This is a genomic window from Qingshengfaniella alkalisoli, assembly GCF_007855645.1.
Classification (GTDB): Bacteria; Pseudomonadota; Alphaproteobacteria; order Rhodobacterales; family Rhodobacteraceae; genus Qingshengfaniella; species Qingshengfaniella alkalisoli.
The window spans coordinates 1,873,346-1,894,290 of sequence record NZ_CP042261.1 but is presented as its reverse complement, the minus strand read 5'-3'; the positions used below and the strand labels follow the sequence as shown (position 1 = coordinate 1,894,290).

The 20,945-nt window shown below is 60.5% G+C and carries 25 protein-coding genes; 12 read left to right on the top strand and 13 right to left on the bottom strand.

Going from position 1 to position 20,945, the window contains the following annotated elements; all coding sequences use genetic code 11:
* Positions 1-9 precede the first annotated feature (9 nt).
* Together aspS and FPZ52_RS09545 are read left to right on the top strand one after the other, a co-directional pair.
* Positions 10-1,791, top strand: coding sequence for an aspartate--tRNA ligase (gene aspS / locus FPZ52_RS09550; protein ID WP_146365217.1), 1,782 nt, complete (start codon positions 10-12; stop codon positions 1,789-1,791).
* Positions 1,792-1,795: 4 nt separating this feature from the next.
* Positions 1,796-2,317: a DUF1993 family protein gene (locus tag FPZ52_RS09545; protein ID WP_146365216.1), complete on the top strand. Its 522-nt coding sequence runs from the start codon at positions 1,796-1,798 to the stop codon at positions 2,315-2,317.
* Here the strand turns inward: FPZ52_RS09545 and FPZ52_RS09540 are convergent.
* Positions 2,314-3,039 carry a response regulator gene (locus FPZ52_RS09540; protein WP_146365215.1) on the bottom strand — a complete coding sequence of 242 codons (726 nt, stop codon included), beginning with the start codon at positions 3,037-3,039 and terminating at the stop codon, positions 2,314-2,316. The two genes, FPZ52_RS09545 and FPZ52_RS09540, sit on opposite strands and share 4 nt — an antisense overlap.
* 142 nt (positions 3,040-3,181) lie before the next feature.
* Here FPZ52_RS09540 and mce point away from each other — a divergent pair, with 142 nt between their 5' ends.
* Complete coding sequence (gene mce / locus FPZ52_RS09535; RefSeq protein ID WP_146365214.1) at positions 3,182-3,589, top strand: methylmalonyl-CoA epimerase; 408 nt, start codon at positions 3,182-3,184, stop codon at positions 3,587-3,589.
* Positions 3,586-3,879, top strand: a complete 294-nt coding sequence (locus FPZ52_RS09530; protein WP_146365213.1) for a DUF1467 family protein — start codon at positions 3,586-3,588, stop codon at positions 3,877-3,879. The genes mce and FPZ52_RS09530 overlap by 4 nt, the downstream gene beginning before the upstream one ends.
* Here the strand turns inward: FPZ52_RS09530 and FPZ52_RS09525 are convergent.
* Positions 3,833-4,534: an EI24 domain-containing protein gene (locus FPZ52_RS09525; RefSeq protein ID WP_146365212.1), complete on the bottom strand. Its 702-nt coding sequence runs from the start codon at positions 4,532-4,534 to the stop codon at positions 3,833-3,835. The genes FPZ52_RS09530 and FPZ52_RS09525 overlap by 47 nt on opposite strands.
* The gene (locus tag FPZ52_RS09520; protein ID WP_146365211.1) at positions 4,531-5,109 is read right to left on the bottom strand and encodes a nitroreductase family protein; all 579 of its coding nucleotides are present in this window, start codon (positions 5,107-5,109) and stop codon (positions 4,531-4,533) included. Before FPZ52_RS09520 ends, FPZ52_RS09525 begins: the two co-directional genes overlap by 4 nt.
* Before the next feature lie 99 nt (positions 5,110-5,208).
* On the opposite strand from FPZ52_RS09520, the gene FPZ52_RS09515 reads away from it, so the two are divergent.
* Entirely contained in the window at positions 5,209-5,442 is a 234-nt protein-coding gene (locus FPZ52_RS09515) for a DUF167 domain-containing protein (RefSeq protein WP_240804338.1), read from the top strand.
* Here FPZ52_RS09515 and FPZ52_RS09510 read toward each other — a convergent pair whose 3' ends face one another.
* A complete protein-coding gene (locus FPZ52_RS09510; RefSeq protein WP_146365209.1) occupies positions 5,443-5,688 on the bottom strand; it encodes a hypothetical protein in 246 nt (81 codons plus the stop codon).
* Between the two features lie 132 nt (positions 5,689-5,820).
* On the opposite strand from FPZ52_RS09510, the gene FPZ52_RS09505 reads away from it, so the two are divergent.
* Positions 5,821-6,528: a M48 family metallopeptidase gene (locus FPZ52_RS09505; RefSeq protein WP_146365208.1), complete on the top strand. Its 708-nt coding sequence runs from the start codon at positions 5,821-5,823 to the stop codon at positions 6,526-6,528.
* Here the strand turns inward: FPZ52_RS09505 and cutA are convergent.
* The 3 genes from cutA to FPZ52_RS09490 form a co-directional block, all read right to left on the bottom strand.
* On the bottom strand, positions 6,525-6,845 hold the full coding sequence (gene cutA, locus FPZ52_RS09500; protein ID WP_146365207.1) for a divalent-cation tolerance protein CutA: 321 nt from the start codon (positions 6,843-6,845) through the stop codon (positions 6,525-6,527). The genes FPZ52_RS09505 and cutA overlap by 4 nt on opposite strands.
* Positions 6,842-8,230, bottom strand: a complete 1,389-nt coding sequence (gene rimO, locus FPZ52_RS09495) for a 30S ribosomal protein S12 methylthiotransferase RimO (protein ID WP_146365206.1) — start codon at positions 8,228-8,230, stop codon at positions 6,842-6,844. Before rimO ends, cutA begins: the two co-directional genes overlap by 4 nt.
* Before the next feature lie 85 nt (positions 8,231-8,315).
* Positions 8,316-8,885, bottom strand: coding sequence for a GcrA family cell cycle regulator (locus FPZ52_RS09490; RefSeq protein WP_146365205.1), 570 nt, complete (start codon positions 8,883-8,885; stop codon positions 8,316-8,318).
* Positions 8,886-9,024: 139 nt separating this feature from the next.
* Here FPZ52_RS09490 and FPZ52_RS09485 point away from each other — a divergent pair, with 139 nt between their 5' ends.
* Entirely contained in the window at positions 9,025-9,828 is an 804-nt protein-coding gene (locus FPZ52_RS09485; RefSeq protein WP_240804337.1) for an ABC transporter permease, read from the top strand.
* A gap of 3 nt (positions 9,829-9,831) precedes the next feature.
* On the opposite strand, the gene FPZ52_RS09480 is transcribed toward FPZ52_RS09485, so the two are convergent.
* Entirely contained in the window at positions 9,832-10,806 is a 975-nt protein-coding gene (locus FPZ52_RS09480) for a hypothetical protein (protein ID WP_146365204.1), read from the bottom strand.
* A 307-nt stretch (positions 10,807-11,113) separates the two neighbouring features.
* Here FPZ52_RS09480 and FPZ52_RS09475 point away from each other — a divergent pair, with 307 nt between their 5' ends.
* The 3 genes from FPZ52_RS09475 (at position 11,114) to FPZ52_RS09465 (ending at position 14,468) form a co-directional block, all read left to right on the top strand.
* The gene (locus tag FPZ52_RS09475; protein WP_146365203.1) at positions 11,114-12,295 is read left to right on the top strand and encodes an aspartate aminotransferase family protein; all 1,182 of its coding nucleotides are present in this window, start codon (positions 11,114-11,116) and stop codon (positions 12,293-12,295) included.
* 53 nt (positions 12,296-12,348) lie between these two features.
* Positions 12,349-13,275: an ornithine carbamoyltransferase gene (argF, locus tag FPZ52_RS09470; RefSeq protein ID WP_146365202.1), complete on the top strand. Its 927-nt coding sequence runs from the start codon at positions 12,349-12,351 to the stop codon at positions 13,273-13,275.
* A 146-nt stretch (positions 13,276-13,421) separates the two neighbouring features.
* A complete protein-coding gene (locus FPZ52_RS09465; protein WP_146365732.1) occupies positions 13,422-14,468 on the top strand; it encodes a glycerophosphodiester phosphodiesterase family protein in 1,047 nt (348 codons plus the stop codon).
* 36 nt (positions 14,469-14,504) lie between these two features.
* Here the strand turns inward: FPZ52_RS09465 and hrpB are convergent, their stop codons facing one another.
* On the bottom strand, positions 14,505-16,946 hold the full coding sequence (hrpB, locus tag FPZ52_RS09460) for an ATP-dependent helicase HrpB (RefSeq protein WP_146365201.1): 2,442 nt from the start codon (positions 16,944-16,946) through the stop codon (positions 14,505-14,507).
* Between the two features lie 2 nt (positions 16,947-16,948).
* The gene (locus FPZ52_RS09455) at positions 16,949-17,671 is read right to left on the bottom strand and encodes a DUF3108 domain-containing protein (protein WP_146365200.1); all 723 of its coding nucleotides are present in this window, start codon (positions 17,669-17,671) and stop codon (positions 16,949-16,951) included.
* Between the two features lie 270 nt (positions 17,672-17,941).
* On the opposite strand from FPZ52_RS09455, the gene rpmB reads away from it, so the two are divergent.
* Positions 17,942-18,229 (top strand): 50S ribosomal protein L28, encoded by a 288-nt coding sequence (rpmB, locus tag FPZ52_RS09450; RefSeq protein WP_146365199.1) that lies wholly within the window; start codon positions 17,942-17,944, stop codon positions 18,227-18,229.
* 95 nt (positions 18,230-18,324) lie between these two features.
* Here the strand turns inward: rpmB and FPZ52_RS09445 are convergent, their stop codons facing one another.
* From FPZ52_RS09445 to FPZ52_RS09435, 3 genes are all read right to left on the bottom strand, one after another.
* Positions 18,325-18,717, bottom strand: a complete 393-nt coding sequence (locus tag FPZ52_RS09445; protein WP_240804336.1) for a hypothetical protein — start codon at positions 18,715-18,717, stop codon at positions 18,325-18,327.
* A 32-nt stretch (positions 18,718-18,749) separates the two neighbouring features.
* Positions 18,750-19,247, bottom strand: coding sequence for a MarR family winged helix-turn-helix transcriptional regulator (locus tag FPZ52_RS09440; protein ID WP_146365198.1), 498 nt, complete (start codon positions 19,245-19,247; stop codon positions 18,750-18,752).
* Positions 19,248-19,336: 89 nt separating this feature from the next.
* Positions 19,337-19,606 carry an FAD assembly factor SdhE gene (locus FPZ52_RS09435; RefSeq protein WP_146365197.1) on the bottom strand — a complete coding sequence of 90 codons (270 nt, stop codon included), beginning with the start codon at positions 19,604-19,606 and terminating at the stop codon, positions 19,337-19,339.
* A 117-nt stretch (positions 19,607-19,723) separates the two neighbouring features.
* Between FPZ52_RS09435 and FPZ52_RS09430 the strand changes: the two genes are divergently transcribed.
* The gene (locus tag FPZ52_RS09430) at positions 19,724-20,926 is read left to right on the top strand and encodes a pyridoxal phosphate-dependent aminotransferase (protein WP_146365196.1); all 1,203 of its coding nucleotides are present in this window, start codon (positions 19,724-19,726) and stop codon (positions 20,924-20,926) included.
* The last annotated feature ends 19 nt before the right edge of the window (positions 20,927-20,945 follow it).

The following is a 20,945-nucleotide window of genomic DNA, read 5'->3' as shown; positions in this document are numbered from 1 at the left end:
ATATGACAGATGCACGCGTACCGTTCCCATACTTGCGATCAGCTGACGAAAGCGAATGTCGGCGATACCGTTCGCCTCTCCGGTTGGGTCCATCGGGTACGAGATCACGGCGGCGTTCTGTTCATCGACCTGCGCGACCACTTTGGCATCACGCAAGTTCTGGCCGACAGCGACAGCCCGGTTTTCGCCGAGGTGGAAAAGGTGCGGTCCGAGTGGTGCATCCGCATCGACGGGGTGGTGAAGGCGCGCGACGAAAGCCTGATCAACACCAAGCTGCCGACGGGTGAGATCGAAGTCTACATCAAGGATATGGAAGTTCTGGGCGCGGCGGGTGAGTTGCCGCTGATCGTGTTCGGCGATCAGGAATACCCCGAAGAGACGCGCCTGAAATACCGTTACCTGGACCTGCGACGCGAGAAGTTGCAGCGCAACATGAAGATGCGTTCGGACGTCGTGGCATCGATCCGCAAGCGCATGTGGGACAAGGAATTCCGCGAATTCCAGACGCCGATCATCACCGCGTCCAGCCCTGAAGGTGCGCGTGATTTCCTTGTGCCGTCGCGTCTGCATCCGGGCAAGTTCTATGCGCTGCCGCAGGCGCCGCAGCAGTTCAAGCAGCTGATCATGGTGTCGGGCTTCGACAAGTATTTCCAGATCGCGCCGTGTTTCCGTGATGAAGACCCCCGTGCTGACCGGTCGCCGACCGATTTCTACCAGCTCGACATGGAGATGTCGTTCGTCACCCAGCAGGATGTGTTCGACACGGTGTCGCCCGTTCTGGCCGGTGTGTTCGAGGAATTCGGCGGCGGCAAGAAGGTGGACAACCCGGCCGAGTGGCCGCAGATCAGCTATCGCGATGCGGCGCTTTGGTATGGCACCGACAAGCCCGATTTGCGCAACCCGATCAAGATGCAGGTCGTGAGCGATCACTTCCGCGGGTCGGGTTTCGCGATCTTTGCCAAGCTGCTGGAACAGGACGGCACCGAGATCCGCGCCATTCCCGCGCCCAAGGGCGGGTCGCGCAAGTTCTGTGACCGGATGAACAAGTTTGCGCAGGAACAGGGTCTGCCGGGGATGGGGTATATCTTCTGGCGCGATCAGGGCGATGGCATGGAAGCCGCCGGTCCGCTGGCCAAGAATATCGGGCCGGAGCGCACCGAGGCGATCCGCCAGCAGCTTGGGCTAGAGGTCGGCGATGCGGCGTTCTTCCTGGGTGGCAAACCGTCATCGTTCGAAACCGTTGCCGGCAAGGCGCGCACGGTGATCGGCGATGAGCTGGGCCTGACCGACACGGACCGTTTCGCATTCGCGTGGATCGTGGATTTCCCGATTTACGAGAAGGACGAAGAAACCGGCAAGATCGATTTCGAGCACAACCCGTTCTCGATGCCGCAGGGTGGCATGGACGCGCTGGACGGCGATCCGCTGGATGTGCTGGGCTTCCAGTACGACTTGGCGTGCAACGGCTATGAGCTGGTGTCGGGCGCGATCCGGAACCACCGCCCGGAGATCATGTTCAAGGCGTTCGAGATCGCAGGCTATGGCGAAAACGAGGTGCGCAAGCGCTTCGGCGGCATGGTCAACGCGTTCCAATATGGTGCACCGCCCCACGGAGGTTGCGCGGCGGGGATCGACCGTATCGTGATGCTGCTGGCCGAAGAGGCGAACATCCGCGAGGTCATCATGTTCCCGATGAACCAGCGCGCCGAAGACCTGATGATGGCCGCACCGAGCGAGCCGACGAACGAACAACTGCGCGAGTTGAACCTGCGCGTCATCGAGCAGGACTAAGCCGATGGAACCGGCGATTTACACCGCGTCGGTTCCGGTTTTCCTGCACTATCTGGCGCGGGTGGATACGCTGCTGGACAAGATCGACGCCGCTCCGGACGGGGCGGCGTTCCTGTCTGCGCGGTTGGCGCCTGATATGTTCCCGGTGGGTGTGCAGCTGCGGACGGCCGCGGGGTTTTCGCTGCGGATCGCGATGGCGCTGGCGGGGCGGGACGTTCCCGATTTTTCCGATGTCACGCCCGATCTGGACGGGTTGCGCGGGTTTGTGGGCCGCTCACGTGCGGCGCTGGATGCGTTGTCGCCGGAGGCGTTCGTCGATGCCACGGACCGCAGATATGCCCATCGCGCGGGCTTTGCCGATCTCGATCAGGATGCGTGGGCCTTCCTGTGCCAATACGGGTTGCCGAACATGATGTTCCATCTGTCGATGGCTTATGCCGGGTTGCGGCAGGCGGGGCTGGATTTGGGCAAGGCTGATTTCGACGGGCTGCACGTCTATCCGCAGGGGTTTTCGTTCGAGCGTTAAATCGCGGCACGTTGTGACAGCCGTTCCTGAATCGCCATGCGCAGTTTTCCGAATGCCTGGTCGGGAGGCGTGCCATCGTCGCGCATTCGGGCGAGCGTTGCGCTTACTTCGGTCAGGCCGGCATCCTTGGCACTGCGCGCGATGCCATCCAGAAACTGCGATATGTAATCAAGCGTTTGGGGAGCGTCCTTGCTGTTCAGCAGATCGGCGACATGGGCAAGATCGTCATGCAGGGCCAACTCGTCAGGTTGAACCGGATCGCCGTCGATCATCCGGGGTCCGCGGGGGCGGGCTTCTTCCGGTAAAAGCCGCAGGATGGCTTCCTGAAAGACGCCGAGGTTCTCGACTGGTTTGCTGAGAAACGCCTGTGCACCGACGGTCAGCGCACGGTGCGCGGCCAAGTCATCGCCGCTGGTGGCGACGATGGCGGGGCTGTGATCGCGGCCGCCGGGGCGGGACAGTTCGCGGATCAAATCGGCGCCCGAACCGTCGGGCAGGCCCAGGTCGACAATGACCACGGCGGGGCGGTAGGTTTGCAGATGGCGCCGTGCGGACGCCAGACAGTCCGCACGACGGATGCGCGCTCCGCTACGCAGGCATAGCAGTCTGATGGCTTCGGATGCGAAGCGGCTGTCTTCGACCAGGAGGATGGTCAGTCCCAGCAAGGGCCGCATGGCGGTGGGGCGGGGGGATGTGATCAACTCGTCGATAGAATCGCTCATTCTGCGCGTCTCCCGTTTATCTGCTGTTCCGATTTCCAGCAGGTTTTGGTGAACGGTGCGTTAACCGCGACGAATTTTCGCACCGCTTGCAACCGCGCGGCGACAGGCAGATAAGGCCCGGAGAAATTTTCCAGGGAATGACATGATCGGTCGTTTGAACCATGTGGCTATCGCGGTGCCGGATCTGGGCGCTGCCGCTGCGCAATACCGGCAGATGCTGGGGGCCGAGGTTGGCGGGCCGCATGACTTGCCGGATCACGGGGTGACGGTGGTGTTCGTTGACCTGCCGAATACGCGGATCGAATTGATGAGCCCGCTTGGCACGGACAGCCCGATTGCCGCTTTTCTGGACAAGTCGCCTGCGGGCGGCATCCATCACATCTGCTATGAGGTCGACGATATCCTTGCCGCGCGAAACCGTCTGTTGGCGGAAGGTGCGCGCGTGCTGGGGGACGGGCAGCCCAGGACCGGCGCGCATGGTCATCCCGTGCTGTTCCTGCACCCCAAGGATTTCAACGGCTGCCTGATCGAACTGGAGCAACCCAAATGAGTATTACCGGAGCCATCGTCCTGTTCGCCGTGATCTGGTTCATGACGTTTCTGTGCGCCTTGCCGATCCGGTTGAAGACACAGGGCGATGTGGGGGAATGCGTGCCGGGGACTCATGTCTCGTCGCCGGTGAACCCCAATATCGGCAAGAAGGCCCGCATCACCACCGTCGTGACGCTGGTTCTGTGGGCAATCATTTTCGGCATCATTGCATCGGGTACGATTACGGTTCGCGACATTGATGTCATGAACCACATGCATCCTTTGACAGACGATGATACAGGTGAGTGAAGGTCGCTGCGCCAAGGATCGGGATCAGCAGGTTGACCAGAGGAATGGATAGGGGCAGCGCCATTAGCCCGCCTGCAAACCAGATCCGGCCCGCGTATTTGCGGCGCATCTGCGCGGCCCCGTCACGCCCAAGGCGGCGCATGGCGACGAGCTGGAAGTATTCGCGCCCCAGAAGATAGCCGTTCAGCGTCCAGAAGATCACGGGCGCGAGCGGCGGCAGCGCGAGATACAACGCCAGTGCCACGATGTTCGCCACCAGCATGACGCCCAGAAATGCGATGGTGTCTGCGACTGTCGTCAGGAACGGCGCGCGGGGGGCTTGCGACAGCCAGGGGTAGTGTTCTCCTTCGACGGCGTCCGCGACCTCGTCCAGGAACAGACCGGTGAAGGCGGAGGCCACGGGAACCATCAGGAACACCGACAGCCCCATCGCGGCCAGCAGGGACGCGCCAGATGCCACGTCCTGCAGGAAGGTGACCTCGCCGACGAAAGGCAGGGTGATCACATCGGGAAAAACCGCGCCGACAAGCCAGACGATCCCGATATAGAAGGCGATGAACAGGCCGACGGTCAGGCCAAGTCCTGCGAACAGCACCTTGCGAAAGCGCGGATCGCCCATCTGTGCCAGCGCCTTGGAAAAATCGGTGAAGATCACACATCCACCCACTGGGTGATTTCGGGCAGGTTCGGGCGCGGGCGGTCTGGCGGCTCGTTCGATTCGGTGCCCAGATGGATGAAGCCCGCGACGGATTCATTGGGCATAAGGCCCAGCCCCTGTTCGACAAATCCACGGTCGAGCGATGCCCAGCCGGTCAGCCAATTCGCGCCCCAGCCCGATGCAAGCGCGGCGTTGAGCAGCGACAGGCAGACGGCACCGGCGGAATAGGTTTGTTCGATTGCGGGCACCTTGTCGGAGGGTTTCTGCACCTCGATCACGGCAACGACGCATCCGGCCATGGTGAACTGGTCGCGCATCTTGGTGATCTTGTCTTCGGGCAGGTCAAGCTCGGATCCGCGGACAGGCACCAGATCGGCCAGCCGGGTCAGAGCATCGCCTTGCAGCACGATGAAGCGCCACGGTTCCAGCTTGCCGTGGTCGGGCGTGCGGGCGGCGGCGGTCAGTATGGTTTCCAGCGCTGCGCGATCCGGAAAGGGTGCCGACAGTGTCTTTGCTGGGCGCGAGCGGCGGGTCAGCAGGAAGTCGAGCGCGGCAGGGTTTGCCTTGGGCATGGAGGTCTCCGATCAATTCGACAGCGTGAATTCCATGAAAGAGCGGTGCGTTGCAAGCCTGTTGTTGACCTAAACGCTCGGATGCCTTTAGGGGAAGGCATGGCCGATCCGAGTGAAATCAGGGTGCGCGTCACGCCAAATGCGCGACAGGCCCGGATCGTGGCGGAGGCCGACGGCGGTTTTCGCGTCTATGTCACCGTGCCGCCCGAGGGTGGCAAGGCGAACGCTGCGGTTATACAACTGCTGTCCAGGCATCTGGGCGTCCCGAAATCGCGGATCATGCTGCTGCGCGGGGCGAAGTCGCGCGACAAGCTGTTCGGGGTCAGTGACTGATCACTTGTCGCGCAGGGTGGATCGCACGCGGTAGACACCTTCTGGCAGGTCGAGCGCAGCCGCCATGTCGCGGATCTGGGCGAGGGAAAAGGTGATCTTGAGGCTGTCGTCCTTGCGGGCGTCGTATTGTTCAACCGTGACGCAATCCTCGAAAGCGGTGACAATGACATCTTCCTGAAGCGGTGCCTGACCGTCATCAACCAGTGTAACCACGGTGGCATCGAATTCGTGCTCGATGGTGAACATGCTCGGATCCCCTGTCGTTTTCTTCACCTTAGGGGAGGCGAATTCATGCGTCCATGATGCAAATCATCGTGAAGCCTGTCGCGTCCGCCGGATGGTCTGATATGAATGGATCGAACGATCTGAGAGGAACCGATGCTGCGATTCTATCTTGCCGTGATGGGTGTTGCTCTGGCCGGATGCACGGTCGCGCCGTCGGGAGGCCCAGTGCCGTCCACGCAGCCGATCGGGACGGGTCAGCCACAGGTGTCGCAATTGCCGTCCGGTGATTTCGGGGCCGTTGTGCGACGGGTGGAACCCGTGGCGGAAAACATGTGCCGTCAACGTGCGCCTCAAAAGAACTGCGATTTCCTGATCCTTCTGGATACCCGCAAGAATGCCCCGTCCAACGCGTTCCAGACCTTGGATAAATCGGGACGCCCCGTGCTGATAGTGACACAGGCGTTGGTCGATGACACGCAAAATGCCGACGAGATCGCCTTCGTGTTGAGCCATGAGGCCGCTCATCACATCGAGGACCATTTGCCACGCACGCAGCAATCGGCCTCTGGCGGGGCGATGGTGGCGGGGCTGATCGTGGCTGCCTATGGCGGCAGTCCCGAAATGGTTCAGAGCGCACAGGAATTCGGCGCGATGGCCGGCGCGCGGGTCTATTCAAAGAATTATGAATTGGAAGCCGACCGTACAGGGACGGTGATTGCAAAGGCGGCCGGATTCAACCCGGTGCGCGGGGCGGAGTTCTTCACGCGCATTTCCGATCCGGGCGACCAGTTCCTGGGAACGCACCCGCCGAATGGTGACCGTCAACGCATCGTGCAGCAGACGGCGGCGCAGCTTGATTAGCGGGTTGTCTGTTTGATCCAGTCTGCGGTTTCCGGCTCTGCGCCGGTGATCGACCACGTGATCGCGGGCAGGTCATAAGGATGATGCTTGCGGATCAAGGGCACGAGGCGGTCAAGGCAGGATGTGCGCGTTGTGAGCCACAGGAGCACCTCGGACTCGCGTTCGACCTTCCCTTGCCACTGAAAGACGCTTTCCACACCGGGGATGATGTTGCCGCAGGCTGCCAGTCCCGCGCCCACCGCCGCGCTTGCGATGGTCCGCGCGATATCCGTGTCGGGGCAGGCCACCTTCAGCGCAATGGGCGAATCATCGGTCATTGGCGAATCTGCCCCCAAAGGTCGTATTCGCTGGCCTCGTCCACTTCGACCGTAACCAGATCGCCGGGGTTCAGCCCATCGGTGCCTTCGTCGATGAACAGGTTGCCGTCGATTTCGGGTGCGTCAGCCTTGGTGCGGCAGGTGGCGATTCCGTCAGCGTCGATTTCGTCCACGATGACCTGCTGAAGGGTGCCGACCTTCTTGGCCAGCTTCGCTTCCGATATGGCCTGCGCCTTTTCCATGAAGCGGTCCCAGCGGTCCTGCTTGATTTCGGCGGGGATATGGTCGGGCAGGTCGTTGGCGCGGGCACCTTCAACGTTTTCGTACTGGAAGCAGCCCACGCGGTCGAGTTGCGCCTCGTCGAGCCAGTCCAGCAGCGTCTGGAATTCGTCCTCGGTTTCACCGGGATAGCCGACGATGAAGGTCGACCGCAGGGTGATGTCTGGGCAGACGTCACGCCAGGCGACGATTTCGTCCAATGTCCGTGCGGCTGCGGCGGGGCGTGCCATCCGTTTGAGCGTGTCGGGGTGGGCGTGCTGGAACGGGATGTCCAGGTAAGGCAGTACCAGCCCGTCGGCCATCAGCGGAATCAGGTCGCGCACGAAGGGGTAGGGGTAGACGTAGTGCAGCCGCACCCATGCGCCGAGTGAGCCCAGATTACGTGCCAGATCGGTGATATGGGCGCGGGCCTCGCCATTCTGCCACGGGCTGTTGGCGTGCTTGATGTCGACGCCATAGGCGGAGGTGTCCTGACTGATGACCAGCAATTCCTTCACGCCCGCATCCACCAGCCGTTCGGCTTCGCGCAACACGGCGTTGGCGGGGCGCGACACCAGGCGGCCACGCATGTCGGGGATGATGCAGAACTTGCATTTGTGGTTACAACCCTCGGAGATTTTCAGATAGCTGTAATGGCGTGGTGTCAGGCTGACACCCGAGGCGGGCAGCAGGTCGATGAACGGGTCCGGCGCGGGCGGCACGGCGGTGTGCACCGCGTCCAGCACTTGTTCGTATTGGTGCGGTCCGGTCACGGCCAGAACCTTGGGATGCGTGCCGGTAATGTATTCGGGTTCGGCACCAAGGCAGCCGGTCACGATGACGCGCCCGTTTTCCTTCAGCGCTTCGCCGATGGCATCAAGGCTTTCGGCCTTGGCACTGTCAAGAAACCCGCAGGTGTTCACGATGACAGCTTCTGCACCGGAGTAATCCGGCGAGATCGCGTAGCCTTCGGCCCGCAGGCGCGTCAGGATGCGTTCACTGTCCACCAGCGCCTTGGGGCAGCCGAGGCTGACCATGCCGATGGTCGGCTGGCCGGGACGGGGGGCGTCGTTGATGCGGGCGCGTGGCGCAAGATCAGGACGAAGGTCAGGCGGGTTGGCGGTCATGAAAGAAACCTTGCGGCGGCTTGGCTGGAAACGGAAAAGGTCGCGGGCGTGCCCGCGACCTCTGTCAAAATAGACCAGATGCGCCTCAGCGGCGACGGTCGCGGCGCGAACTCATAGGTTGGAACGCCACGCCCACATGCGCCTCGCAATAGGGCTTTCCTGCTTGCGATGGCAGACCGCAGAAGTAGAAATCTTCGGTGGCCGGGTCGCCGATGGGCCATTTGCAGGTGCGCTCGGTCAGTTCCATCAGATCGAGCTTGCGCGCCTTCTTTTCTGTCGCACGCTGCTGTGCCAGTGCTTCGGGGCTGATTTCATTCGGCGACGGCTGCGGCGGAAGCGGCTGGCCCGCGGGAATGATCTGGCGACGTGCCGGGGTGGACGGCTTCGGCGCAGGTGCGGCGGCGGCAGGTTCCGGCACGTGTTCGGGCTTGGGCGCGGGTTTCTTGGCCTCTACCGGTTCCGGTTTTGCGGCCTTGGGTTCTTCCTTCGGCGCGGGGCTAGAGCCGGCATTGCGGTTCGACAGGCCAAGACGGTGAACCTTGCCAATCACTGCGTTGCGTGTCACACCGCCAAGCTCCTTGGCGATCTGACTGGCACTCTGGCCTTCGTTCCACATCTTCTTGAGTGTCTCGACACGCTCTTCGGTCCAGGACATTAAGATCACCTTCGGGTCAGATATTTGGGGCATCACAGGGGTAAACTGCGGCGGACCCCTGAAAGAATTCTTCAAGACCCCTATTTTAATCACCCACGCAGCGGATACAAGACGCAGGACACAAGGGACGTGAGGTAGCATGGCAAGTCACGCAGAAATGGGCACAAGACGCTTCGGCGCGGTCAACTGGCTGGGCATGTACACGCTGGCGGAAAGGGAAGTGCGCCGCTTCATGGCGGTCTGGCAGCAGACGCTCGGGGCACCGCTGATCACCGCTGGGTTGTTCCTGGCGATCTTCAGCCTGGCGATCGGACCGCATCGCGGGGATGTCATGGGCGTGCCCTATGTCCAGTTCCTCGCACCGGGGCTGTTAATGATGACGCTGATCCAGAATTCCTTCGCGAATACGTCGTCGTCGATCATGGTCGCGAAGGTTCAGGGAAACATCGTCGATACGCTGATGCCGCCGCTGTCGCCGCTGGAGATGCTGTTGGGATATCTGGCGGGCGGTATCGGGCGCGGGATGTTCGTTGCGGTTGCGATCATGTTGGTGATGATCCTGTTCCTTGGAATGGGCGTGGCGCACCCAGTCTGGGTACTGGTGTTCGTGGTATTGGGCGGTGCGCTGATGGGGGCGCTTGGGATCGTCGGTGCGATCTTTGCCAACAAGTTCGACCAGATGGCCGCGATTACCAACTTCATCATTACGCCGCTGACGTTTCTGTCTGGTACCTTCTATTCAATCGAGGTCTTGCCGAAATCAGTGCAGATCATGACGCATGCCAACCCGGTCTTTTACCTGATTGACGGGGCGCGCTACGGTGTGATCGGCACGTCTGACACCTCGCCTTGGGTGGGGCTGGTGGTTGTCTTGGCCTATACCATGGGCGTGTGCGGATTGTGCTGGTATTGGTTCAAGAAGGGATTCCGTATGAAGGCTTGACGGTCAGTTGTCGTGCTGATCGTTTCCTTCCGATGGGGTGGCCTCCGGCTTGGCTTTCAGGCGCTTCCTGATCCAAACCGCAGCGGTGACCAGGGATCCGATGATTGCGACGATCAGGCCATGGACCAGCTTGATATCGGCCGCCATAAAGACCACGCGATCCCATAGTTCGATATCTACCGGGATGGTTTCGCGGAAGATGACAGGTGTGGATGGCGGCAGCGTATTGCCTTCGATTTCAAGAATCGTGGACACTTCGATGACCAGTTGCTTGTCGTCCCCGAACGATTGCGGTCTTACCTGCCAAGTCCATTTCGTTGGTCGATCAGGCAGAACCGTTCGGTCCTGGGGTGCCGAAGGCGATATCGTGAAATCGTTGCCTGAAAGATGCGCCCGCATACGCAAGGTGTAGGGAATGTCGCCACGTTCCTGAACCGTGCCGTCCAGATTGTCACTGAGGTGCGTTCTGGGCCGAATGCCAGCTGTGTCGGGCGCGATGACCAGTTCGATGTCTTCCGATTCTTGATAGGTCATCCGCTCGGGCCGATTGAAGGCGAGTGATGCGTTTTCGATTTGTGAACAATAGGGGCAATGACTTGTGCTGGGACGCCTCGGCGCTTCGGTAAGTGCATATTCACCACAGCCGGCGGAAAGGCTGCCTGTGGACGAAACGTTGGGGGTGCATGGCGCCCGAGGGGGAGGTGGCTGTGCCGAAGGATATGAGTAGCGGGCGTACTCCCTGACAGGAAACTGCGACCCTGGCGCGAGTTGGTTCTCGAACTCGACCGGAGCCAGACCGGACCGAATGCCTACGCGGGCGGCGTATTCGAGACGCGCAGCCAACCGATCCATGCCGCTTTCGAAGGTTTCTTCGGCTCCCGAGCCAGAGGTTTCCTCGATCATCATGGGGCTGTGCGTCGATCTGAGGAAGAAGACACCCAATCCGAGCGCTATAGCCAAGACAAGAAATATTCGCATGTCCACATCCCAATACTCGTGAATGGTTACCTAACGGAAGCTTGGGCTTCTCCGTGGATTACGTCAAGAAAGCAAAGGGTGAGAGAATCCTGACCCTGAAAAGGGTTGCTGGCGATTTCCACTTTCCTTCTGACCAGTTGCCTGTTATCCGCCACGCATGAAGAACACATCGCATATCCGACGCCGACGCGCCTGATTTCCCCTTTGCAGCCTGCTGCAAGGGCTGTTTGCTGTTTCTTCTTCCCCTACAACTTGACTTGGCGCGGTGCCTGCGGCACCAAAACGCTTCCCAAAGAGGACTATATTCATGATCCCGTCTGTCCTGCCGACATACACCCGGACTCCGCTCAACTTCGTCAAAGGCGAAGGCAGCTGGCTGGTGGAGCAGGACGGCCGCCGATTCCTGGATCTCGGTGCGGGAATTGCCGTGAATGCGCTTGGCCACGCGCACCCCGATCTGATCTCTGCGCTGACCGAGCAGGCGGGTAACCTGTGGCATGTGTCGAACCTTTACACGATTCCCAAGCAACAGGCGCTGGCCGACAAACTGGTTGAAGCGAGCTTTGCCGATACCGTCTTCTTCACCAATTCCGGTACTGAAAGCTGCGAACTGGCCGTGAAGATGGCGCGGAAGTACTGGGCCGACAAAGGTCAGCCCGACCGGTTCGAGATCATCGCGTTCGAGGGTGCGTTTCACGGAAGATCCTCTGCAGCGATCGCAGCGGCCGGCACCGAAAAGATGGTCGGCGGCTTCGGGCCCGTACTGCCCGGTTTCACTCATCTTCCCTGGAATGACTTTGAGGCAGTAAAGGGGGCTGTCACAGAAAAGACCGCTGCAATCCTGATTGAACCCATTCAGGGCGAGGGCGGCATTCGCGCGCTGCCCGATCAGTGGCTCAAGGATCTGCGCAAGCTTTGCGACGACACCGATACGCTGCTGATCCTTGATGAGGTGCAGTGCGGCATGGGCCGGACAGGCCGGCTGTTCGCGCATGAATGGGCGGGAATTACCCCCGACATCATGATGGTGGCAAAAGGAATCGGCGGCGGCTTTCCGCTAGGCGCTGTGCTGGCCACGGAGAATGCGGCAAGCGGTATGGTCGCGGGCACGCACGGTTCGACCTATGGCGGCAATCCGCTGGGCTGCGCGGTGGGTCTGGCCGTGATGGATCATGTGGCGAACCCCCGATTCCTGGCCGAGGTAAATCGCAAGGCCGGTGCGTTGCGGCAAAAGCTGGAAGGGCTGGTCGCGGCCCATCCAGACGTGTTCGAAGAGGTGCGCGGATCCGGGTTGATGCTGGGCCTGAAATGCCGCGTGCCTGCTGGTGATGTGGTCAAGGCAGGCTTTAAGCAGATGGTGCTGACTGTACCGGCGGCCGAGAATGTCATGCGTTTGCTACCGCCCCTGAACATTTCCGATGAAGACATCGCCGAGGCAGCAACGCGGATCGACAAGGCCGCGTCCAGCGTCGAAGCCACGGCCGAATAAGAACGAACGCGCGGCTCGTTATGCGGGCTGTGCCTCCAACAGGATACATAAAGATGAACCATTTTCTGGATATTCACACGACGGACCCGTCTGCCTTACGGTCGATGATCGATCAGGCCCGCCATATGAAAGATGCGCGGGATACGTTCTCTCGTGGCCAGCCTGACAATGAACAGCCCTTGAAGAACAAGATGGTGGCCTTGATTTTCGAGAAGCCGTCCACCAGAACGCGAGTGTCCTTTGATGTCGGTGCAATGCAGATGGGCGCGCAGACGATGGTGCTGTCTGGTTCCGAGATGCAGCTGGGTCACGGCGAGACGGTGGCGGATACCGCACGGGTGCTGTCGCGCTATGTCGATCTGATCATGATCCGGACATTTGAAGAAGCCACGTTGCACGAGATGGCGGAGTACGCGACGGTGCCGGTGATCAACGGGCTGACCAACCGCACGCATCCGTGCCAGATTATGGCCGATATCCTGACATATGAAGAGCACCGCGGTGCGATTGCGGGCAAGAAGGTCATGTGGGCAGGCGACGGCAACAATGTCTGTGCGTCCTTCCTGCATGCGGCGGGTCAGTTCGGATTTGATCTGACCTTCAGTGGACCCGACATTCTTGACCCCGAGCCGGAGTTTGTCGACTGGGCGCGGGATAATGGCGCTGCGGTCGCTATCGAGCGCGACCCGGCCAAGGCCGCGCAGAAGGCCGATCTGATCGTGACGGATACTTGGGTGTCGATGCATGACGCGCAATCCACGCGCGAGCGGCGTCACAATCTCCTGCGCCCTTATCAGGTGAATGGAGAACTGATGGCGCAGGCGAATGAGGACGCGCTGTTCATGCATTGCCTGCCGGCGCATCGCGGCGAGGAGGTCACGAATGAGGTTATGGATGGGCCGCAGTCAGTGATTTTCGATGAGGCCGAAAATCGGCTTCACGCGCAGAAGGCAGTGATGCGCTGGTGCCTGGGTGTGTGATCTGCCGCTTGGCAATGATCATGATCTGGAACTCTGACAGTCAAGTGTCATGAACTTTTCAATAATATGCAGGCTTCCCGTTAATTTCGATGGCTAGTCTCGCCGCGACGCCTTTCGGCGTTTAGAATCATTGAAAAGGATTGACTATGCTTACACTTGCTCGACTGGGCGGGGCGGCTATCGTTGCGGCCTTGCTTCCGGTTATGTCTGCCCAAGCGGCGACGATCCCTGGCGCCAAGACACTGGATGGCGAACGTGCAATCGTAATTGCCCATCGCGGTGCGCCCGCTTACCTGCCTGAAAACTCGATCGGTGGGAACGAGTTGTCCGTCGATATGGGCGCGGAATACATCGAAACCGACGTAATGATGACCAAGGACGGCGTTTTGATCGCGATGCATGACAGCACGCTGACCCGGACGACCGATGTCGAAGACATCTACGCGCCGCGCAACGGGGGCTATCGTGTCAGCGATTTTACCTATGAAGAAATTCAGGCTCTGACGCTGACGGGGAACACGGATTACCCTGGCTATACGCCGACCGATGGTGACCCGTGGCGTGTACCGACCTTTGCCGACATGCTGGATGCGCTGACGGACTACAATGCGGCCAACGGCACCAATGTAGGTATCCTGACCGAGGGCAAGTACGGTTATAGCTCCGCGACCAACCAGGCCGTTATCGATACGCTGATCGAGAAGGGTTATGACACACCGGAAAAATCGGCCGTTCAATCTTTTGATTTCGACAATGTCGCGGAATATGCTGAACTGATCGGCGCTGCAGGCGTCGATATGGGGGTCGCGCAGCTTGGCGGCGCGTTCTTCAATGGCGCGGAATGGACAGTGAGCGGCGTGAAAACGCTGACCGAGCTGGCTGGATACATGGATACGGTTGCCGTGTCCTATGGCTCCATCCAACAATCCTTCATCGAGGCCGCGCATGCGCTGGGACTGAAGGTGTTTGCATGGACGTTCCGTCCGACCGACCTGGAAGACGCATATGCGGATATGGCGAACTTCCTGGAGTGGGGTCTGGATGGCTTCATCACCGACAACCCAGACTATGTCGGCACGGTGCTGGATGACTACTATGGCGCGACACCGGTTCCGCTGCCTGCCGGTCTGCCGCTGCTGGGCGCGGGCGTCGTGGCGCTCGGCTTTATGCGTCGCAAGCGTCGCGAAGCCTGATTATACCCAAGGGGGCCGCGTCTGGTGGCGCGCCTCCTACTTCCGGGGCTTGGCCCACAAGGTCGGGTCGGCCTGGAGCGGATCTTCGGGCCAGTGATGTTTCGGGTAACGCGCGCGCATGTCCTTGCGCACATCGGCGTAGGAACCTCGCCAGAAACCCGGCAAATCCATCGTGGTCTGAACGGGACGACCGGCAGGTGACAACAACGTTACGCGCAGGGGTCTTCCCGCCACTGACGGATGTTGTCCTTCGCCCAGCATTTCCTGAAGGCGCAGGCTGATTTCAGGATCTGGAGCGGCGTAGTCAATCGCGATCTCGCGTCCCAGAGGCGTCCGGTAATGTGGCGGCGCAAACTGGTCGAGTTTCTGGCGCAGCGACCAGTCCATGCTGTCGCGCAAAGCTACGGTCGGGTCGAAAGACTTGAAATCGGCTTCCGAGCACGCTTTCCCGAGATAAGGTCCAAGCCATTGTTCTGCCGTTGCCAGCAGGCTTTCCTCCGACGGATCGGGCAGGTCTGGAAGTATTTCTCGCGCGAGTGCGATGCGGGCGCGCAAGAGATCGAATGATTTCGACGGCTTCAGCGAGGCTAGCCCCAACGACCGGATGCCTTCGATTGCAGCCAGTCGAACGGCGTCGGCTGGTGCATCCTTCCATTGCTGGTCTGACAGAACGATCGCACCGAGCCGTTCCTGCCGTCGTGTGTCCACCCGCTTGCTCCGACGGGACCATTCGCAGAGCTCGACTTCTTTGATCCGGGTTGCAAACAGTGCGCGGATCTCGCTTTCAGCAACGGGCGCGGCCAGTCGAATACGGGCTTCGCGCGGGTTGCCGTCCGTATCCGTTGCCACGATCATTCGAGATCCCGCGAGTGAATCGTCATCCGGCAGATGGGCACCCTTGCCTCCGGACAAGACATAGCGCGGCTGGGCGCCTTTTCGGCGCAAGCCAATGCGGTCGGGATAGGCCAGCGCCGCCGCAGCGCCAATGCTCAGATCGCCAAGGGAGGCATTGGCGGGTGCGATGGGGCGCAGGCGCTTGGCCTCCTCGCACAGTCGCGCCAGGGCAGGCCTGCTGTCCTTGTGGGCTGTATTCGGGTCGCGCAAGGCGCGCAGTCGCGTGGCCAGGTCCGAGGACGCGCCGCGCAACGGGTCACGATCAGCGAGCAGCGCGGCAAGATCGGCTGTCGCCGGCCCACACAGCGCCAGCATATGTCCCAGGCGGGGATGCAGTGGCATTGCAGCAAGCGCACGACCGTGATCGGTGACGTGGTTGCGGCTGTCCAACGCTCCAAGGCTTTGCAGCAGGCCCCGGGCCTCGGCCATCGCGGGAGCGGGTGGCGGCGTCAGAAAGGACAGATCATCCTCGGACGCGCCCCATAGCGCGAGTTCCAGTGACAATCCCGTCAAATCGGCGGATTCGATTTCGGCGGGTGGGAACGCGGACAATGCGCCTTCCTCCCCCTTCGTCCACAGGCGAAAACAGTCGCCGGGCGCCACACGTCCTGCGCGGCCGCGGCGTTGTTCGGCTTCTGCTCGAGTCACGCGTTCGGTGACCAGGCGCGACATGCCAGAGCCGGGATCGAAACGCGCGCGTCGCGATCTGCCCGCATCCACGACGACCCGAATCCCGTCAATCGTCAGAGAGGTTTCTGCAATTGATGTTGCCAGAACGACCTTGCGCCGCGCTGGTGCTGGTGACAGAACACGGCGTTGATCGGCGGGTTTCATCGCGCCGAACAGTGGCATGATCTCGCATTCCGACGGTAGATGACCATCAAGCGCAGCGGCGGTGCGCCGGATTTCGCCTTCGCCGGGCAGAAAGCACAGCACCCCGCCTTCGGTTCGTGAAACCACGCTCTCGACCAGATCGGCGGCGGCGGTTTCAAGGCGGCTGCGTGGCGGAAGCGGGCGGTCCAGCCAATGCGTGGCGACAGGAAAGCTGCGTCCCTGCGATGTGATCAAGGGGGCGTCGTCCAGCAGCGCGGCGACGGGTTCGGCATCCAGCGTTGCGGACATGACCAGAAGTCGGAGGTCGTCACGCAATGCGGAGCGGACCTCCAAACACAGGGCAAGCCCCAGATCGGCGTTCAGCGATCGTTCGTGAAATTCGTCGAATATGACCGCGCCGATGCCTGAAAGCTCGGGATCGGTTTGGATCATGCGGGTCAGGATGCCTTCGGTGACGACCTCTATGCGCGTCTCGGGTCCGGTTCGCGATTCACCGCGCATGCGGTAGCCGATTCGCTTTCCGACCGGTTCGTTGAGCGTGCTGGCCATGCGTTCCGCGCTGGCTCGTGTTGCCAAGCGGCGAGGTTCCAACATCACGATCTTGCCTGGCACGATGGCACTGTCCAAAAGCGCCAGTGGCACCCGCGTGGTTTTACCTGCACCCGGAGGGGCTTGCAGAACCGCGCGACCATGATTTTTCAGTGCCGAGATCAGGTCTGGCAGAGCGTCTTCGATGGGCAGCGCCGTCATGCCTAGCGACGGCGGATACGTGCTGCGCCGAAGCTGGTCGAAAACCGCAACTCAGCCAGGCGGGCGTCACCGTTGGGCATCTGTTGATACCGCGCGGTGACGGGCCAGGATGCACGTTCGGCCATTTCTTTGGGGCTGAAACCCGCAATACGCAGGTACTGGCCAGAGCATACAATATCGTCGCCATCGTCTTCGCGGCTGGTGTATTGCAACCTGCTACGCTTCGCGCCGTCGAACATCGAGATGTCGAGTTGGCAGGCTTCAACGGTCGGTTTGTCGCGCAGAATAGCGAATGCTGCGCTCATCGGATCCAGCGTTCCAGCCTGTTGTTGCGGAGCCACCGCGTGTTTCTGTGGCTTGTCGCGCGGTGGTGTGCGCGTGATCTGCGGTATGCCGTTGCGATAGCGGAAATCGCGGCGCACGACCTCGCCCTTGTTGTTGGTGCGTTCGGCATAGCCCGATGGGCGTAGTGTATGCCCGTCGATATATCCCCGACTCGCCACGTCCACGACGCTGTCCACGAATATCCCGACCAGCCCGCTGGCACGGGCAGATCCGCGCAGGCTGTAGGTGTTGCCCGAAACGTCAGCTTCATAAGCCAATGTTCCCGCGCGCAGGCCGCCCACAACAACATCATACTGTCCGACTTCCTGTGCTTGCGCAGGCGACAGAGCTGCTGACAAAGCCCAGATCACATAGACGAGCGGAAGAAGTCGTGTCTTCATGGTGCAACGTTGCCTTTGCTTGCCTTGATGCCGTGATATATCGTCATTGCTATGACTGACAACCGGGCCGTCTGAAAGAGACAACCCGATCGCGGTGGAATGGGTCCGTTGCGGAACGGGACGATTTCTTCGGATTCGAAGCTTGACGCCTCTGACGAAAGCCCGTATGTCCCGCAGACGATTTCCGGGCGCTGCCCTTTGCGGCGCCCTTTTCTGTTGAAATATTGCGTTCGGGTCGCCCGAGCCCCCGCTGAGAATGAGGACACCGCCATGTCGCGCCGTTGTGAACTGACTGGAAAAGGTCCGATGGTTGGCAACAATGTCAGCCACGCCAACAACAAGACCAAGCGCCGCTTCCTGCCGAATCTGCAGGATGTGACGTTGATCTCTGACACGCTGGGACGTTCGTTCAAACTGCGCGTTTCGTCGGCTGCACTGCGCACCGTCGATCATCGTGGTGGTCTGGATGAATACCTGTCCAAGGCGAAAGACGCCGAGTTGTCCGAGAACGCTCTGAAGATCAAGAAAGACATCCTGAAGGCTCAGGCGACCGCCTGATCTCTGGGTCTTTCGCGATGATAACGTAAACCCCGCTTCGGCGGGGTTTTTCGTTAAGGCATATGAAAAGCCCGCCGAAGCGGGCTGGTTCATGCTTATCCGCAATAGCTGCGGGCATAGTCACCAAAGGCCCGGTAGCGGTCCCAGAACGCATTGTCAGCATTTTTCGCCGACATCCGGACAGTTTGGGCCTGTTGCGGGTCCTTGAAGAATCTTGCGGCAGTCCGTTGATCGCTGTGGGACAAGGTTTGCTGGGCGACGGCGCCAATGCAACTGCACAATTGTGGCGTCGCCGCGCGGCGGTCGGACTGGTTGCACGCGCGCTCGACCGGACCGGCCAACGCGGCTTGCGGAGCACTACCGACGGCGCACGCAACGATGAGTGTGGTGGAAAAGACCTTGGAAAATTTCATGCTCTGCCTCTGGGTCACTCTTTCGGTGATTGCGCGTGCATAATGCCAAAGATTGGCGCTTGGGGCAATTTCCAATGCGGTCTTTCCGCCGGTGAATTTGTAGCGCCTTAATAGATATAACGAATCTGTTCGGTCCAATAGCGTTCGACGCGTTTCAACGACGATGCGATGTCCGTAACGCCCTTAGGGCCCAATACGCCCCGGCTTTCGAGGCCATTGGCGTGGCGGCTGAACAGTTCCTCGACGATTCGATGAACATCACGTCCTTTTTTCGTCAGTTTGACGCGCACGGAGCGGCGGTCGACGTCGCAACGCTGGTGATGCATGAAGCCAAGGTCGACCAGCTTCTTCAGATTGTAGGAAACGTTGGACCCCTGGTAATAGCCGCGCGTTTTCAGTTCTCCTGCCGTGACTTCGTTGTCGCCGACGTTGAAGAGCAGCAGGGCCTGAACCGCATTTACTTCGAGGATTCCGACGCGTTCGAATTCATCCTTGATAACGTCGAGCAGCAGGCGGTGCAGCCGTTCGACCAACGCAAGCGCATCAAGATAGCCATGCATGAAATCCTGTTCGCGTGGGTTGAGTGGATGGGAATGAATACTCATGGGCTGACTCCGCCAAATACAGGTTGGCCGAGAGATTCCACGTGAAGTCCCAAGAATGGGTTAAACGAGACTCGTGATTACCTCGAATTTTAAACGTCCGAGGTTTGGCGGGTCGCCGCAATATAGGTCAGAAGGTTCAGATACTCGGCAGGTGTCGGGCTGGCGCCAGACACCCATTGATACAGATCGTGGTCGTTTTCTTCGAGCAGCCCTTCATAGAGCGCGATCTGCTGCTCATCCAGCTTGTCCAGATGCGTGCGGGCGAATTCGCCCAGGATGATGTCCATTTCCTTGATGCCGCGCCGCATGGATCGCATTTGCAGCCGCTTGAGCCGCGTTTCGTTGCTTTCGGATGTCATCTGGGCTGTATCGACCTGTCTTTTGGGGCGCGAGCAGCCGAATCCGCTGTCTGCCCTTGAACCGCAATGGCGCGCACCCTAAAGCATGGCCGCGTGATATGACAACCGGAGAGACCCATGAGCTTCCTGTCCGAATCGCTGAGCCGCGTGAAACCGTCTGCAACGATCGCCGTGACGTCCAAGGCCCGCGAACTGAAAGCGGCGGGCAAGGATGTGATTGGCCTTGGCGCGGGCGAGCCGGATTTTGACACCCCGCAGAACATCAAGGATGCAGCCGTTCAGGCCATCGCTGATGGCAAGACGAAATACACTGCCGCCGATGGTATTCCCGAGCTGAAGGAAGCGATCTGCGCGAAGTTCAAGCGCGACAACGGGTTGGATTACAAGCCGTCGCAGGTGTCGGTCGGCACGGGCGGCAAGCAGATCCTTTATAACGCGCTGATGGCGACGCTCAATCCGGGAGACGAGGTCGTCATTCCCGCGCCTTACTGGGTCAGCTACCCCGACATGGTGTTGCTGTCAGGTGGTGAGCCCGTGGCGGTCGAGACGACGATCGAGAACGAATTCAAGCTGACGCCGGAGGCGCTGGAAGCGGCGATTACCCCGAAGACAAAGTGGTTCATCTTCAACTCGCCGTCGAACCCGACGGGTGCGGGCTATACCCGTGACGAGCTGAAAGCCCTGACCGATGTGTTGATGCGCCACCCGCATGTCTGGGTGATGACCGATGATATGTATGAACACCTCGTCTATGACGATTTCGAATTCTGCACGCCTGCGCAGGTTGAGCCCGCGCTCTATGACCGCACGCTGACCTGCAACGGGGTGTCCAAGGCCTATGCCATGACGGGCTGGCGCATTGGCTATGCGGCGGGGCCGGAAGAAGTGATCAACGCGATGCGCAAGATCCAGTCGCAGAGCACATCGAACCCCTGCTCGATCAGCCAGTATGCCGCGTTGGAGGCGCTGACGGGCACGCAAGATTTCATTGCGACGAACAACGAGACGTTCAAGCGTCGTCGTGATCTGGTCGTGGACATGCTGAACGCGGCGGACGGCATCAATTGCCCGAAACCGGAAGGCGCGTTCTATGTCTATCCGTCGGTCGCGGGATGCATCGGCAAGACCTCTGCCGGTGGTGTTAAGGTCGACAGTGACGAGGCATTCGCTACGGCGTTGCTGGAAGAAAAGGGCGTGGCCGTGGTCTTCGGTGCGGCGTTTGGCTTGTCGCCGAATTTCCGCGTCAGCTATGCGACGTCGGATGAGGCGCTGAAAGAGGCCTGCACCCGTATTCAGGATTTCTGCGCGTCCCTGACCTGATATGAAGAAGGCCCGCTTT

Excerpts from the sequence above, each read along its gene's own strand:
- cutA (WP_146365207.1), bottom strand. The coding sequence starts at position 6,845 with ATGACCGATGATTCGCCCATTGCGCTGAAGGTGGCCTGCCCCGACACG.
- FPZ52_RS09540 (WP_146365215.1), bottom strand. The coding sequence starts at position 3,039 with ATGAGCGATTCTATCGACGAGTTGATCACATCCCCCCGCCCCACCGCC.
- FPZ52_RS09545 (WP_146365216.1), top strand. The coding sequence starts at position 1,796 with ATGGAACCGGCGATTTACACCGCGTCGGTTCCGGTTTTCCTGCACTAT.
- FPZ52_RS09505 (WP_146365208.1), top strand. The coding sequence starts at position 5,821 with ATGCTGCGATTCTATCTTGCCGTGATGGGTGTTGCTCTGGCCGGATGC.
- FPZ52_RS09430 (WP_146365196.1), top strand. The coding sequence starts at position 19,724 with ATGAGCTTCCTGTCCGAATCGCTGAGCCGCGTGAAACCGTCTGCAACG.
- aspS (WP_146365217.1), top strand. The coding sequence starts at position 10 with ATGCACGCGTACCGTTCCCATACTTGCGATCAGCTGACGAAAGCGAAT.
- hrpB (WP_146365201.1), bottom strand. The coding sequence starts at position 16,946 with ATGACGGCGCTGCCCATCGAAGACGCTCTGCCAGACCTGATCTCGGCA.
- FPZ52_RS09435 (WP_146365197.1), bottom strand. The coding sequence starts at position 19,606 with ATGACATCCGAAAGCAACGAAACGCGGCTCAAGCGGCTGCAAATGCGA.
- FPZ52_RS09485 (WP_240804337.1), top strand. The coding sequence starts at position 9,025 with ATGGCAAGTCACGCAGAAATGGGCACAAGACGCTTCGGCGCGGTCAAC.
- FPZ52_RS09440 (WP_146365198.1), bottom strand. The coding sequence starts at position 19,247 with ATGAGTATTCATTCCCATCCACTCAACCCACGCGAACAGGATTTCATG.
- rimO (WP_146365206.1), bottom strand. The coding sequence starts at position 8,230 with ATGACCGCCAACCCGCCTGACCTTCGTCCTGATCTTGCGCCACGCGCC.
- FPZ52_RS09515 (WP_240804338.1), top strand. The coding sequence starts at position 5,209 with ATGGCCGATCCGAGTGAAATCAGGGTGCGCGTCACGCCAAATGCGCGA.
- FPZ52_RS09465 (WP_146365732.1), top strand. The coding sequence starts at position 13,422 with ATGCTTACACTTGCTCGACTGGGCGGGGCGGCTATCGTTGCGGCCTTG.
- FPZ52_RS09475 (WP_146365203.1), top strand. The coding sequence starts at position 11,114 with ATGATCCCGTCTGTCCTGCCGACATACACCCGGACTCCGCTCAACTTC.
- FPZ52_RS09490 (WP_146365205.1), bottom strand. The coding sequence starts at position 8,885 with ATGTCCTGGACCGAAGAGCGTGTCGAGACACTCAAGAAGATGTGGAAC.
- FPZ52_RS09455 (WP_146365200.1), bottom strand. The coding sequence starts at position 17,671 with ATGAAGACACGACTTCTTCCGCTCGTCTATGTGATCTGGGCTTTGTCA.
- FPZ52_RS09520 (WP_146365211.1), bottom strand. The coding sequence starts at position 5,109 with ATGCCCAAGGCAAACCCTGCCGCGCTCGACTTCCTGCTGACCCGCCGC.
- mce (WP_146365214.1), top strand. The coding sequence starts at position 3,182 with ATGATCGGTCGTTTGAACCATGTGGCTATCGCGGTGCCGGATCTGGGC.
- rpmB (WP_146365199.1), top strand. The coding sequence starts at position 17,942 with ATGTCGCGCCGTTGTGAACTGACTGGAAAAGGTCCGATGGTTGGCAAC.
- FPZ52_RS09510 (WP_146365209.1), bottom strand. The coding sequence starts at position 5,688 with ATGTTCACCATCGAGCACGAATTCGATGCCACCGTGGTTACACTGGTT.
- FPZ52_RS09480 (WP_146365204.1), bottom strand. The coding sequence starts at position 10,806 with ATGCGAATATTTCTTGTCTTGGCTATAGCGCTCGGATTGGGTGTCTTC.
- FPZ52_RS09530 (WP_146365213.1), top strand. The coding sequence starts at position 3,586 with ATGAGTATTACCGGAGCCATCGTCCTGTTCGCCGTGATCTGGTTCATG.
- argF (WP_146365202.1), top strand. The coding sequence starts at position 12,349 with ATGAACCATTTTCTGGATATTCACACGACGGACCCGTCTGCCTTACGG.